This window comes from Pseudoalteromonas ulvae UL12 (assembly GCF_014925405.1).
Classification (GTDB): Bacteria; Pseudomonadota; Gammaproteobacteria; order Enterobacterales; family Alteromonadaceae; genus Pseudoalteromonas; species Pseudoalteromonas ulvae.
In genome coordinates this window covers 125154-139327 of the sequence record NZ_AQHJ01000029.1, presented here as the reverse complement: position 1 = coordinate 139327, position 14174 = coordinate 125154, and the positions used below count along the sequence as shown (strand labels likewise).

The 14174-nt window shown below is 40.2% G+C and carries 10 protein-coding genes; 6 read left to right on the top strand and 4 right to left on the bottom strand.

The genetic code is table 11. The features are described from left to right. The first annotated feature begins 5 nt into the window (after positions 1 to 5). Complete coding sequence (locus PULV_RS13035; RefSeq protein WP_193331938.1) at positions 6 to 1307, top strand: hypothetical protein; 1302 nt, start codon at positions 6 to 8, stop codon at positions 1305 to 1307. A 54-nt stretch (positions 1308 to 1361) separates the two neighbouring features. Here the strand turns inward: PULV_RS13035 and PULV_RS13030 are convergent, their stop codons facing one another. Further along, complete coding sequence (locus PULV_RS13030; RefSeq protein ID WP_193331937.1) at positions 1362 to 2678, bottom strand: tyrosine-type recombinase/integrase; 1317 nt, start codon at positions 2676 to 2678, stop codon at positions 1362 to 1364. 289 nt (positions 2679 to 2967) lie between these two features. On the opposite strand from PULV_RS13030, the gene PULV_RS13025 reads away from it, so the two are divergent. The 4 genes from PULV_RS13025 to PULV_RS13010 all read left to right on the top strand — a co-directional run bounded on the left by PULV_RS13025 (position 2968) and on the right by PULV_RS13010 (position 8205). Then, on the top strand, positions 2968 to 3804 hold the full coding sequence (locus PULV_RS13025) for a DUF350 domain-containing protein (protein ID WP_193331936.1): 837 nt from the start codon (positions 2968 to 2970) through the stop codon (positions 3802 to 3804). A gap of 8 nt (positions 3805 to 3812) precedes the next feature. After that, a complete protein-coding gene (locus tag PULV_RS13020; protein ID WP_193331935.1) occupies positions 3813 to 4628 on the top strand; it encodes a hypothetical protein in 816 nt (271 codons plus the stop codon). Continuing rightward, on the top strand, positions 4628 to 6142 hold the full coding sequence (locus PULV_RS13015; RefSeq protein ID WP_193331934.1) for a polyamine aminopropyltransferase: 1515 nt from the start codon (positions 4628 to 4630) through the stop codon (positions 6140 to 6142). Before PULV_RS13020 ends, PULV_RS13015 begins: the two co-directional genes overlap by 1 nt. Positions 6143 to 6354: 212 nt before the next feature. Then, a complete protein-coding gene (locus PULV_RS13010; protein WP_193331933.1) occupies positions 6355 to 8205 on the top strand; it encodes a cation:proton antiporter in 1851 nt (616 codons plus the stop codon). Positions 8206 to 8256: 51 nt separating this feature from the next. Here the strand turns inward: PULV_RS13010 and metL are convergent, their stop codons facing one another. Further along, positions 8257 to 10602: a bifunctional aspartate kinase/homoserine dehydrogenase II gene (gene metL / locus PULV_RS13005; protein WP_193331932.1), complete on the bottom strand. Its 2346-nt coding sequence runs from the start codon at positions 10600 to 10602 to the stop codon at positions 8257 to 8259. Between the two features lie 5 nt (positions 10603 to 10607). Next, positions 10608 to 11867: a cystathionine gamma-synthase gene (metB, locus tag PULV_RS13000; protein WP_193331931.1), complete on the bottom strand. Its 1260-nt coding sequence runs from the start codon at positions 11865 to 11867 to the stop codon at positions 10608 to 10610. Positions 11868 to 12104: 237 nt separating this feature from the next. Here metB and metJ point away from each other — a divergent pair, with 237 nt between their 5' ends. After that, complete coding sequence (metJ, locus tag PULV_RS12995) at positions 12105 to 12428, top strand: met regulon transcriptional regulator MetJ (RefSeq protein WP_086744767.1); 324 nt, start codon at positions 12105 to 12107, stop codon at positions 12426 to 12428. A 47-nt stretch (positions 12429 to 12475) separates the two neighbouring features. Here the strand turns inward: metJ and PULV_RS12990 are convergent, their stop codons facing one another. Beyond that, complete coding sequence (locus PULV_RS12990; protein ID WP_086744768.1) at positions 12476 to 13717, bottom strand: malic enzyme-like NAD(P)-binding protein; 1242 nt, start codon at positions 13715 to 13717, stop codon at positions 12476 to 12478. Positions 13718 to 14174 lie beyond the last annotated feature (457 nt).

The following is a 14174-nucleotide window of genomic DNA, read 5'->3' as shown; positions in this document are numbered from 1 at the left end:
GGTTAATGGCACCAGGCATTTCTGGAAGTTTTACAAATAAGAAACTACAAGATCCCAAAACTACTAAAATTAATTATGGTTTTTTGAAGCAGTATGACCATCATGCTCGCAGAATAATATTGCAGTCAAAGTTAGATTGGAAAGATTCTAATACTAAAGGCTGTGATGGGCAATTTAGAGTAATAGTTGTTGCTGAAACTAATGAATCAGAAAACTTAGATGAAAGAAACTTACAAGGTAAGTTATTTATTTATCCTTTGGCTCAAGAACCAAAATTAACGAAGGATGGAGAAAGTTCTCTCCCTTGGTTTGAACACATTCATAAAGCAAAGCCTTTGCATAAAAAAATTTCCAGTAAGTTAACATCAGCTGAGTGGAAAGGGATTCAAACAGACTTGAATCGACATTATAATTCTGTCGTTAAAGATTTATCAAAAAACTTTAATAAGTATATTGAACAGCATTTTTATGAAATCAGTTTTAGTGTAGATCCTCGCGGTTTCACAAAATTGAAGTTAACTAATTCTTTATCTAAAGTAGCTGAGAATAAAGCGTATTTAGCAATGCGACAGGCTTTTTATTATATAAAGTACTCTTTGCACTCTCATAAACATCATTATATTGAAGAAGACTCTTTAACCACAATAGTTCCCTATGAAGCGGAATCTCCATATGCTGTGGGTTTAAAGTTGTTAGGCCAGCTTAAACGAGAGTTAACAAGTATTAAGAGAACTTACTCTAGCGGCGGTCAAAAAGCTTTTGGTGAAGAGCAAGGGATTATTTCATATATGAACTCTTTATGCGTATCACTTAAATCGGCTAGATATTTAAAGCCATCTACTTACAATAGGGAAAAAGAGTATTTAAATTCGTTGTCTAATTCGTTTTATGTCCAATCAGGAAAACGAGATAGAAGAGATAAGAGCGAGTCTGATATTAGATCAACTTACAGAACATATGTCGCTTGGGCGTTTTCTTTAGTGAGTATTTTATGGCTTGTAGTTATAAAGGGATTTGTTAAATATCCAGATACAACTAAGTTTGAAGTTCCAGGTGGGTTGCCTTTGCAGCTAATTTTAGTAGTTGTATTTTTGCTTTGCTCTGTTTATTTGTACGTTAACCTTGTTAAGCGAAAAGTTGAAAATACACTTAATACTGAAGGCCTTATTGCTTGGGTAGAAAAAAATTATATCGTTGAGGATAAAAAGTTTCGTCGTAATCAGCTAGTACGTATATTCAAAGCTGTAGCTACGGTTATTGCTACTGTATTAGTGATTGTTGCTTTAGATTTTGCTGTCAGTCCTTAAGCTTGGAGTGTTAGCAAATTGAGCTCTAGAGCTATTAGCTAACACTTCCCAATTTTAACTTAACAAAGTGCTCATTAATTCTACTTTTTGTTCTTTAGTTAAGCTTGCTAACAGACTTTTCATTTCACTCATTTGATCATCAGGCTTTTCTTCAATCAAACCTGCATATTTGGCTATTGTTTCTGTTACTTTTTCTGCGGGCTCTTTAAGCTCCTCAGCGGTTAAAATTAAATAGCCAGCAGTAACATCACTTTTATCTGTAATATGGTTTAGAAGGCGTTTCAGGAGGTATCCTGACACTCCGCTACTCTCAGCCATTGATGTAAATGTACGGCGCAAATCATGCGAAGTGATTTTTACTCCTGCAATTTGACATACATGTTTCAACGTCTTTTTAGGATCAGTTAGATAGCCCTTTTTACTATTTGTCCCAAATACATAGTCAGATACCTTATATTGTTTTCGTCGATTAAATATCTCTGCTAATCGATCTGTAATAGGGAACTCGACATCTAAGCCATTTTTTGTATCTTCTAAAATGAATATCCTATCTTCAAGGTGTACTTGTGACCATTGGAGTTGCAGTAGCTCAGACCTTCTCAGGCCTGAAAAGGTTAAGAACTCCAGATAATCACAAAAGCCGACACGGCTATTTTGACGATATTTAGCAGCTTCATTTCTAACTTCATATAATGCGTCTATGAATGGTTTTAGTTGTGAACGACGTAGTCTTGTTGTCTTACGCTTTACATTATTCCAGCTTCGTTTTTCAGAAAGTGCATCAACAGGGTTTTCTGGAAATAATGAGCGACCTTCTGAAGACTTGTATTCAGCTTTAGCAAAGTTAAATAAAGCACGCATTAGGCGCATGGTATAATTTGCTTGAGCAGGGCTTCTTGAGGTTATTTCTCGCTGGCGCTTTAAAATCATTGTTTGATTAATATCGGCCAGGCGCTTGTTATGCCAGTCTGGTAAATAGCAGTTTATTTTTTGGTGGTAACCTCTTTCAGTTATAGGTTTAAGATCTCTAGATTCGATGTATGAATCAAAAGCTTCTTTCAGAGTAATCGAAGCCGCTCTAAATTGGCGCTTAAGATCGTTTGGGTTTATACCTTCAGCGATATCTGCCATTACTTTTCTAGCCATTCGCCTTGCATCATCAAGTGAAATTGATGGAAAGTACCCAAGGGTGACATTAATAGGGGTGTCTCTTCCTGGTATCTTTTTATAGACTCTAAATGACTTCTTACCTGCTGCGCTCACTTCTAAAATGAGTCCTGACAATAGATTGTCATAATAGCGAGTGCGTTTTCCGTTTGATTCGATCTTTTCAAGCGACAATTCTGTGAAGCGAAATTTGGTGTCTGACATCTGGTGCTACCTCTGTGCTACTTTGAACGTAAAATTTAACGTTCTGAAATACATAATGATTTATGCATCAGAGGTAGGAGTTATTCAATAACCCTATGATATAGCTACAAAAATTAGTAAATAGTTATATCAAAAAGTAACTCGTAGTAAGTCCTTTTTTTGCAACTCATAATCGTTAGGTCCCCAGTTCAAGTCTGGGAGGGGCCACCATTTTTATCCCAACACTCACTATTTTTCTGTCTTTTTACTTATGTTACTATCTTGAAAAAATCACATAAGAATCATAGATATGGATATTTATTTAGATAATTACTTAGTCAACAGTGCTTATTTAGGCCTGTTTATCATTGTGCTACTTGCTGCCAAGTGGGTTTACAACCTTACCACCCCGTACGATACGGTAAAGCAACTTTCTGAGCATCGAAATACCTCATTGGCTATTTCTATTTCTGGTTATTTATTTGCTGTCAGTATTATTTATTTTTGCGTCTTAGCAGGACCAAGCCAAGGTTTACTTAACGATTTAATCAACGTCAGTATTTACAGTGCTCTGGGCATGGCTTTGTTGGTGCTCTCGCGTTGGATCAACGATAAGTTTTTACTACACGCTTTTTGCAATACTGAGCAATTAATCGATAAACAAAATCTCGCTACAGGTATCGCGCAAGCTGCCAGTTACTTAAGTAGTAGCTTGCTGATTGGTGGCGCTTTAGCCGGCGAAGGCTCTTGGTTATCTGCGGTTGTGTTTTATCTGCTAGGGCAAGCACTATTGCTCCTCTTTGCGAGGCTTTATGACTATTTAACGCAATTTGATGTACAAGAACAATTGCAAGAGCAAAACCTAGCCGCTGCAGTGAGTTTTTCAGCAACTTTAATCGCAGTCGGGGTCATTTTATTTCATGCGATTAGCGGCCAATTTATTTCTTGGCAACAAAGTCTGACCTTATTTGCGATTGATAGCGCGATTGCATTTTTAGTCTTACCTTTTATGCGCTTGCTAGTAGATAAAGTTTTACTGCCTAATATTGTGCTCGATACCGCAATTGCAGAGCGCAATATCGCCGTTGCATTGATTGAAGGCAGCCTTGCTATTTGTGTCGCCCTTGCCATCCTCGTTGCGTTGTAGGCCTTAAAATGACTACCATGAAATTATTTATCATTGCGATTGTGACATTTATTTTCGCTTGGGTGATTGATACTCATGTCGCCGCCCCCGAGACTTCAAAACCTTTTGCAAATAGTGCGCAATACAGTAATACAGACACTCCATACCCATTTGAAGTAACACGAGACGGGCAAATGATACGTTTCGAAGTGAGAGGCCGTTTGCCGCTCAATTCATGGAAAAGTATCGATATCGAGGTTTTTGATAGTGAGGGAAATTATCTTTTTGCTTACACGGATGAGCTCTGGGCTGAAAGTGGTCGTGATTCGGAAGGATCGTGGACTGAGTATCATACTCAAGTACATTTAGATCAACGCTTCCCAAAAAAAGGCATGTATCAAGCCTTTATTACTGATAACTCATCGAGTAAACAAGCGAGTCAACAGTCTCCTTTTCACTTTCGTATTTTAGCAATACGTGGCGATGCAGGTAAGATGAATATCATTCTGTGGCTCAGTGGTTTAGTTGCAGGTTTTTGCTTACTTGTTTTTATCCATCGTCTCGAACAAGAAAAAAATGAAATTGAATATAAGCCGATTAAGCGCCTGACCACTAAGCAGCTCGATGCGATGAAGACGGCGCCCATGAAAGAGTGGCCTATTTTATTACTCTTTTTTATTCCGACGTTACTGACCAGTGTATGGGCTTACAGTGATGATGAAGATGAAATAAACTGGCTCAGTTATTCATACCGGCACAATCACATTTATGTCGACAGAGAGCTGCGCGAGCATAGTGTCGCTAGTGCTCAATTTCGAACTGGTGGCTCACGAGGCGGAAAATAATGCTTCGCGAAAGCCATATCCTGCTATTTAGTATTTTTATTGCGGGTTTATGCTCGATTATTTATGAGCTGCTCATCGCGACTACAGGCGCTTACTTTCTTGGCGATAGTATTACGCAATTTTCGCTTACGATTGGCATTTATATGGCTTTTATGGGCGTAGGATCGTATGTCTCTCGCTGGGTGCCTGATCACTCTTTGTTAAGCCTATTTATTTGTTTTGAGCTTGCATTAGCATTGATTGGCGGAATGAGTGTGCCAATATTGTATTTTGCTTATGCGTTTGGTTTGCCACTGCAGCTTTGTTCAATTGTATTGACCGCTGTAATAGGCGTACTGATCGGGTTAGAAATTCCATTATTAAGCCGCTTAATGGAAAAACATTACACACTCAAAGCAAACCTTTCTAATGTACTGTCTATTGATTATTTTGGCGCGTTATTGGCCACTTTACTCTTTCCGTTTTTGTTTTTACCTTGGCTCGGCGTATTTAAAACATCTCTGGCTTTTGGGTTGATGAATTTATCCATCGCTCTGGTGCTGCTGTGGTATTTTATCGACCATTTCAACGCCGCACGTAAGACAATCCTTAAATCGACTTTAGTGGTCGTGGCTGGGATATTACTGGTTACTTTTTTTACCAGTCATCAGCTGAACAAAATGTGGAATAGTCAGGTGTATGAAGATCATGTCGTCCATTCTGAACAAACTCCTTATCAGCAAATCGTGTTAACCCGAAATAAAGATGATATTCGACTGTATCTCAATGGTGGCCTGCAGTTTTCATCCATTGATGAATATCGTTATCATGAGTCGCTGATCCACCCAGCTATGGCGAGGCTTAATACACCCAAAACTGTGTTAATTTTGGGTGGCGGTGATGGTTTAGCGGTACGCGAACTACTCAAATATCCCGCTATCGACAAAATTATCTTGGTAGATTTAGATCCCGCTGTCGCACAATTGGCAAAAACCAATCATTATTTAACCTCACTCAACCAAGATGCATTAAACAACCCAAAAGTAGAGATCTTGCACCTTGATGGGTATGTCTATACCGAACAAACAGACTTATTATTTGATTTAATTATTATTGATTTGCCCGACCCCAAAACCATCAGCTTAGCACGCCTTTACAGCAAACAATTTTACTTACAATTGAAAAAGCGCTTATACCCTCACGGGATCATAGTGACTCAAGCAACCAGCCCATTTTTTGCTAAACAAACTTTTTGGTCTATTCATAACACCTTAAATGCAGCTCAATTTTCCCGAGTGGCTCCTTACCATGTCAATGTCCCTTCCTTCGGCGAATGGGGATTTGTAATGGCATGCCATCAACAGTGCTCTGCCCCACAAGCCAAACCTATCGACACCCGCTTTTACCAACAACCGATTGAGCCTCAATTGTTTTTATTCCCTGATGATTTAAAAGGAAGTGATGAAGCAATCAGCACATTAGATAATCCGCAAGTTCTCTACTACTACCTACAAGGCTGGAAATACTGGAACTAATTAGTGACTATTTTTCACCTTTTTCAGTTTCAATCAGCTGAATTACAAACTACTCTAAACAGAAGCCGAGCCTAAAAAATAGAGAAGTTTTGGCTCTGTACTGATACTTATATCATCCTAATAAAAACAGGCATTTATTTTATTATTTAGGGTGATTGTTCAAAAGAGATGCGTATAATTGCGCCAATTTTAACTCGGGGTGAAATGTATTAATGACAGCAATTTATATCGCAGGAATTGCCTTATGCTCAGTCATGGCACAGTGGTTAGCTTGGACGGTAAAAGTGCCAGCTATCTTATTTTTGTTAATCACAGGTTTGTTACTCGGTCCAGTTTTTTCTGTACTCGATCCTGATGCTGTATTTGGTGATTTATTATTTCCACTGATTTCGTTGTCTGTGGCTGTCATTCTGTTTGAAGGTTCGCTGACACTGCATTTTAAAGAGCTCAAAGGGATCGGCAAAGTCGTCCGAAACCTATGTTCAATAGGCATGGTGGCAACAGCCATCATCCTAGGTTTGAGTTGCTATTGGTTGCTTGGCCTCGATTGGCGTGTTGCCGCAGTCATTGGTGCCGTTTTAGTGGTGACAGGCCCAACGGTTACAGCTCCGCTTTTAAATGCGATGCGCCCGACAAAAGAAATTGATCGTATTTTGCGCTGGGAAGGCATTGTTATCGACCCGATAGGGGCATTATTTGCAGTTTTAGTATTTGAAGCAGTGATGCTTGCAGGTAAAAGTGGCGTATTGAGCCATACCTTATTTGCCTTATTTAAAACGGTCGGTGTTGGCTTATCGATAGGTATTTTAGCCGGTTATATTACCGGTGTATTAATTCGCCGTGAGTGGCTGCCTTATGAGTTGCATAAGTTTGGAGTGTTAGCACTCGTTCTGGTCAGCTTTACGGTTTCTAATGCAATTAGTCATGAGTCAGGATTACTCGCAGTCACTGTATTTGGTATCTATTTGGCTAACCAAGATGACCTTGAGCTCGATTCAATCTTAGAGTTTAAAGAAGATTTATCACAGATATTAATTTCGACTTTATTCATTTTACTCGCTGCTAGATTAAAGCTGCCTGATTTGATGCTACTGGGTCCGGCCGTTATTGTGTTCTTATTGATTGTATTATTTGTAGCTCGCCCTGTGTGTATTGCCCTGTCAACCTACAATTCTGAGTTACCTTGGCGTGCTCGCGCTATTTTGGCTTGGATCGCACCTAGGGGGATTGTTGCCGCTGCTGTTGGCTCTGTATTTGCGCTGAGCATGACTAAAGCGGGGATCGCCGATGCTCAAAAAATAGTGCCTATCATTTTTACGGTCATTATAGTTACGGTGGTTTTACAAAGCCTTACCGCTATCCCGGTCGCTAAGTTACTCAAAATGCGTCAACCCAAGCCTTCAACGGTGCTAATCATTGGTGCTAATCATTTAGCTCGAGCGATAGCAAAAGGCCTGCAAGATCAAAAAATTGATGTGTACTTGTCTGACCCTGCTTGGGAAAACTGCCGCATGGCGAGAATGGATGGTCTTGCTTGTTACTACGGTAACCCGCAATCAGAACATGCTGAGCGCTATTTACCTATGTCGAGCTTAAAAACGGTATTGGGGTTATCTCCTAATCGTCACCATAATGCTTTGGGAGTACAGTATTTTTCTCACATGCTCGAAGAAAAAAACGTTTATTCCCTCAAATCTTCAGATATCCATGCCAAGGCAAATAAAGACAGTGCAACATTTTTGTCTCGGCAAATTTTATTTGGTGATAATGCATCTTATGCGAGGCTCAGTAGCATGATAGCTAAAGGGGGCAAAGTCAGCGCAACTAAAATTGCTGAGGCGTTCTCTTGGCAAGATTATTTAGAAGTAAATAAAGATGCGGTGCCTCTGTTTATTTTACAAATCGACGATGAAGAAGATACTCAACTTATTCCCTTCACACCCAATATGGAACGGCCGCCGAACACCGGCGATATGATTGTAGCCATGCAACCGCCAAAAATGTCGATTTTAAAAGAACCGGCCAGTAAAACACCGGTCAGTTCTGAATCAGAAAAAAGCTAAATAATAAAAAGCCCGCAATATTCGCGGGCTTTTTATTAAAATGCGTTAATCTTATTTTGCTAACGATTTACTTAACCAATATAAATCCGAGTGGATCCCTGCAGCGGTGACTTCCTTTCCTGCCCCAGGGCCTTGAATCACTAATGGGTTGTCTTGATACCACTGGCTATTAATGACAAAAATATTATCGCCTGGCTTTAAGGTCGCTAATGCATCATCTTTGTCTACAGGCTTAAGCCCAACCTTGGCCACTAACTTATCGGCGTTTAATTCAAGCTCTGCAGCATAGCGTAGCACTTTATTTTGCGCAGCCGCTTGTGCAGCAAGCTTACTGACGTATTCGTCGAGTAACACGAGATTATCGATAAAGAAATCCCAATCGCCATCAATTAACGCCTGAGGCATCAATGGGCTTAATTCAATATCATCTAAATCGAGTGTTAGTCCGAGTTCACGGGCTAATATAAGTAATTTTCGCTGAACGTCTCGGCCCGACAGATCTTCTCTTGGATCAGGCTCAGAGTACCCCATTTCCTTAGCTTGCATCACTAATTCAGAGAAAGGCTGACTGCCATCATAATGCGCACAAAGCCAAGACAATGTGCCAGAGAACACCCCAGTTAACCGCTCGACTTTATCACCAGAGTTCAACAAGTCATTTAGAGCAAAGTTAATCGGCAACCCGGCTCCAACAGAGGTGTTATAACGCCATTGTAAATTGCGCAACTTTAAGTTTTCTTGTAACGCTTGATACCAGCTTAGCTCAGCAGTCCCTGCATATTTGTTTGCACAAATTAAATGACACCCTGCATCAACAAATTGTGGATATAACTGGCTAAACGACTCACTTGCTGTGATATCAATCACCACTTTATGTTCATAATCTAATTCAGATAAATGATTCAATAAATCAGCACTGACAAATGGAACAGCCTGATTTTGCCATGTATCGGCCCAATTTTCAGGGTTGAGCCCACTTGGATTAAATAACATATGCTGACTGCGAACTAACCCCACTAATTTAACAGGTAATAATTGATTTAGACGAAGTAATTGTTTTTCAAGCTGCTCAATAAACACAGCGCCAACATTGCCTAATCCAGCAACCACCACGGCAAGCTCTTGTGAAACACTCACCAGTTGATCGTGAAGAATTGTCAGCCTGTCTGTATCGAGCTGCTGCTCACATAATAAGAGACAATATTCATCATGAGACGAGACAAAGCGTAAGGTGACATTATTTTCGGCTAAAATCGCTTTTGCTTGCGCCGCTAATGTATGGCCAGCGCCTTGCTCACAGACAATCGCAAGGCCAGACACATTTGATTCAACCAAGTTACTACGCCCTGTAAGCAGCGCTGAAATCTGATTACTATATTGTGCTGGTACCAATAGAAAAGTATCGTCACCGTGATCGAAATGATGCAATGCATGTTGAATAACACGACTTAACTCACCGACCTCACCTTCATGTAAGTCTGCCACTTTGAGTAAATCGTAATTATCAAGGTTAGTGATAAAACGCTTTTGCTTGGCTAACCCTTCGGTAACAATCTCTGTGGCTGCGCTACTGCTATCAAAACTACTTCGAACAACCAATTTGATCGTAGAGTCTTTAAGGGGGGTTAACGTTTTAGCATGCAGCACAGGGTTACCTAAGCGCGCAAGTAAATTAGCCTGAGCACGACAAATTTTCCCGTAACGGATCGCCCGTTTGACCTTGCGAGGATCGGTCGAAAAGACACCTTGTGTATCAGTCCAAATCGACACACTTTGCGCGTCAATATAACGCGCTAAGAGCGTTGCGCTGTAGTCACTGCCATTGCGCCCAAGCGTCACCGTATTACCAGCTTCATCAGCAGCAATAAAACCCGTAACAACATTATATTGTGTCAATCCTAGTTGCGCACACGCTTGCTTATTTGTCTCATGCTGCAGTTGACCATCGGCCAAGGTGAGCAATTGGCGTGCATCAAATGCTCGTGCATTGGCATCTAATTGCTTCAAATAGTGAGCCAGCAACCTTGCTGACCATAATTCTCCATGCGCCAGCAACTGCGCTTCTTGCAGCTGAGCGGTATTGATTTGTTCTGAGATATCGGCCAACTCTCCCGCAAGCGCAGACAAAACTGATTGCTGAAATGGCGCTACTAATAACTCTTGAATTAATTCACTTTGGTGTTGCTCAAGCAACGCAAGCACATCAGACAAAGCCTGTTGATCTTGCTGCTGGTAGCTTTGCCAAAGTTTAACTAAGGTATCGGTTGTTTTACCTGCAGCCGAAACGACAATCACATCTCCTTCAGATGCTTGGCTTAGAATTATATTTGCAACGGCGTGATAACGATTGGCACTACTTAAGCTCGATCCGCCAAATTTATGAACTGCTCTACTCATCTTAATTACCATAATGCGATATGTGCAGGACTAACAAAATTCGCACAGTTATCGGATGTTTTATCGTTGTCTGGCGCTTTAACAGCATTAGACTTTAATTGGCTTTGCCCTGGGCGAACCTGCTCAAAATTGCGCTCTAGATCAGCTAAAAGATCATTCACATCTTCAATGCCAACAGAAATCCGAATAAGCGTGTCACCCACACCCGCTTCTAAACGAGCTTTTGGTTCCATACCTGCATGTGTCATGGTCGCAGGGTGGCAAATCAAGCTTTCAACACCGCCTAAAGATTCAGCCAGTGTGAAGTGCTGACAATTTGTTAAGAATCGTGCAGCATCGTTGATATCACCTTTAATATCAAAACTGACCATACCACCAAACCCACGCTGCTGTTGTTTCGCTAATACATGTTGAGGATGAGACTCAAGACCTGGGTAGTAAACACTCTTAACATAAGGACTACGCTCTAAATACTCAGCAATTAGAAATGCATTTTGTTCATGTTGCTTAATACGAACATTCAATGTACGGATACCGCGAAGTGTTAAATAACTATCAAATGGCGCACCGGTAATACCAATATTGTTTGCCCACCAGGCTAATTCTTCGCCCAACTCAGTCGTTTTAGCGATAACCGCACCACCGACAACATCTGAATGACCATTAATGTATTTAGTCGTCGAATGCACAACAATATCAACGCCAAATTCGATAGGGTTTTGTAATGCAGGAGATAAAAAGGTGTTATCAGCCGCAACCAAGGCACCGCAATTTTTGGCCGTTTCAACCACTTTTGCGATATCTGTTAAGCGCAATAATGGATTGCTTGGTGTTTCAATCCAAATTAGTGCAGGTTTAAGTGCTTCAATTTCAGCAAAGGTTTTGTCTAGGGTGAAGTTAACGACTTTTAATTTTAATAAACCACGTTTTTCTAAACTGGTGAATAAACGATAACTGCCACCATAACAATCATGTGGGATAACAAGTGTGTCGTTACTCGACAACAGTTGAGTGACCAAATGAACCGCAGCCATACCCGTTGCTGTGACAATACCTTTGGCACCACCTTCGAGTTCAGCCAATGTCTCAGCTAAAACATCGCGAGTTGGGTTGCCGCTTCGACCGTAGTCGTAAGCACGTTTAGTATCAAAATCAGCAAAAGAATAAGTCGTTGATAAGAAAAGAGGAGGAACGACTGCGCCATGATGTTTATCGGCTTCGATTCCTTTACGCACTGCGATAGTTGCTTTTTTAGCTTTGTTCATTTTAAAACCCGCAAACAGTTGGATGTTTAGACGTCCAAAAGGTTAGATTACTAAAGATGAGAAGTCAAAACATTTATACGTCTAAATAGCTAAATAAATGATAATTGACTATATATTTTAAACCGATAAAATTTCGCCACGATAAAGCCAATAACTAAAAATTATAGATAATATTTTTATCTTCAGACTAATTCATTGGCAAACAGGCACGCAGTTATTAAAAGGCAATCTAAACTTATGGCAACAAAATGGAATGGTGAATATATTCACCCTTACGCAGAGCACGGTAAAAAATCAGAGCAAGTGAAAAAAATCACCGTGTCTATCCCGCTTAACGTGTTAAAAGTATTAACAGATGAGCGTACACGTCGCCAAGTGAATAATCTTCGCCATGCCACAAACAGTGAATTACTCTGCGAAGCTTTTCTGCACGCGTTTACTGGCCAACCACTGCCAAATGATGAAGATTTAAGAAAAGATAACCCTGAGCATGTTCCTGCTGAAGTAAGAGCAATCATGACAAACATGGGGTTAGACTTGCCAATACTCGAAGATGAATAAAAAAAAGCCTCAATTTTGAGGCTTTTTTATTGTGTGATTTACCATGCTTATTGCATATAGTTTTCTGGCAGCGCGATACGCGCAACGCCTGATGCAATAGCCGCCTCAGCAACAGCACGAGCAACTCGTGGAAGTAAACGAGGATCCATCGGCTTAGGAATAATATAGTCTTTACCAAACTCAAGCGAATCAACCCCAGCGGCTTGTAGCACTTCTTGAGGCACCGCTTCTTTTGCAATTGAACGAATAGCATTGACCGCAGCGATTTTCATTTCATCGTTAATCGTTTTAGCACGCACATCTAACGCACCTCGAAAAATAAACGGAAAACAAAGCACATTATTTACTTGGTTTGGAAAATCAGAGCGCCCTGTAGCCATAATTAAATCATTGCGTGCAGAATGCGCTACATCTGGACTTATCTCAGGATCTGGATTTGAACATGCAAACACCACAGGCTTGTCAGCCATTAGCTTTAGATCATCCGCAGTAATTAAATCAGGGCCCGATACACCGACAAATACATCAGCTTCTGCAATCACATCTTGCAAGGTACGTTTATCAGTATTATTGGCAAACAATTCTTTATATTCATTTAAATCATCACGGCGGGTGTGAATCACACCTTTGCGATCAAGCATATAAATATGTTCACGCTGGGCACCACACTTAATTAATAATTCCATACACGCAATTGCAGCAGCTCCTGCGCCAAGGCACACGATTTGCGCGTCATGTAAATTCTTCCCTTGTACTTCTAGCGCATTAAGCATGCCCGCTGCGGTTACAATAGCTGTGCCATGCTGATCATCATGAAAAACGGGGATATCACAACGCTCAATCAGCGCTTTTTCGATCTCGAAGCATTCTGGGGCTTTAATATCTTCTAAGTTAATACCACCAAAGGTGTCAGCAATGTTCTCAACCGTATTGATGAAATCTTCTGTAGTACGGTGTTTTACTTCGATATCAATCGAATCAATGCCTGCAAAGCGTTTAAATAACAGTGCCTTACCTTCCATAACGGGTTTTGAAGCAAGTGGCCCTAAATTACCTAAGCCTAAAATCGCGGTACCATTAGAAATAACCGCAACAAGATTACCTTTGGCTGTATATTTATAAGCATCCGCAGGATTCGCAGCGATTTCTCTAACAGGCTCAGCAACACCAGGACTATATGCTAAAGCAAGATCTTTGGCCGTTTCTGCTGATTTAGTTAACTCGATGCTGATTTTACCTGGAACGGGTTCAGCGTGATAATTTAAAGCTTGTTGTCTAAAGTCTGACATGGGGCGATTTTTTCCTGCAAGAAGTTAAATGTGAGAGTGAGATAAAATTCGCTATTGAGTTTAACGATACCTTTATTAACCAGAATTTCAAGTAAAATACTGCCAAACTGCAAAAATCTCAGTCAATTTAATTTGAGCCGTAATTTTACAGACGTTAACCGCATTTTCACCGAAGATACTCATCAAACCAGTTGTTATGTGCATATTAATTTAATCAATAATGAATATAAAACCAGCAACATAAAAACTAAAAAACATATAAAACAAGTTATTTATAACCAAAAACAACCAGCACTTCACCAGAAAAAACAAAAAACATATTCGCAGCAAAGTTACTCAAAATAACCCCTAAAATGAAAATTTTAGCAACTTAATTACTACACTTATCTTTTAAGCTCGCACTGTTAGGTTAATAAAAATCACACATTCGAAACTAAAATTAACCTAAGTCACTAAG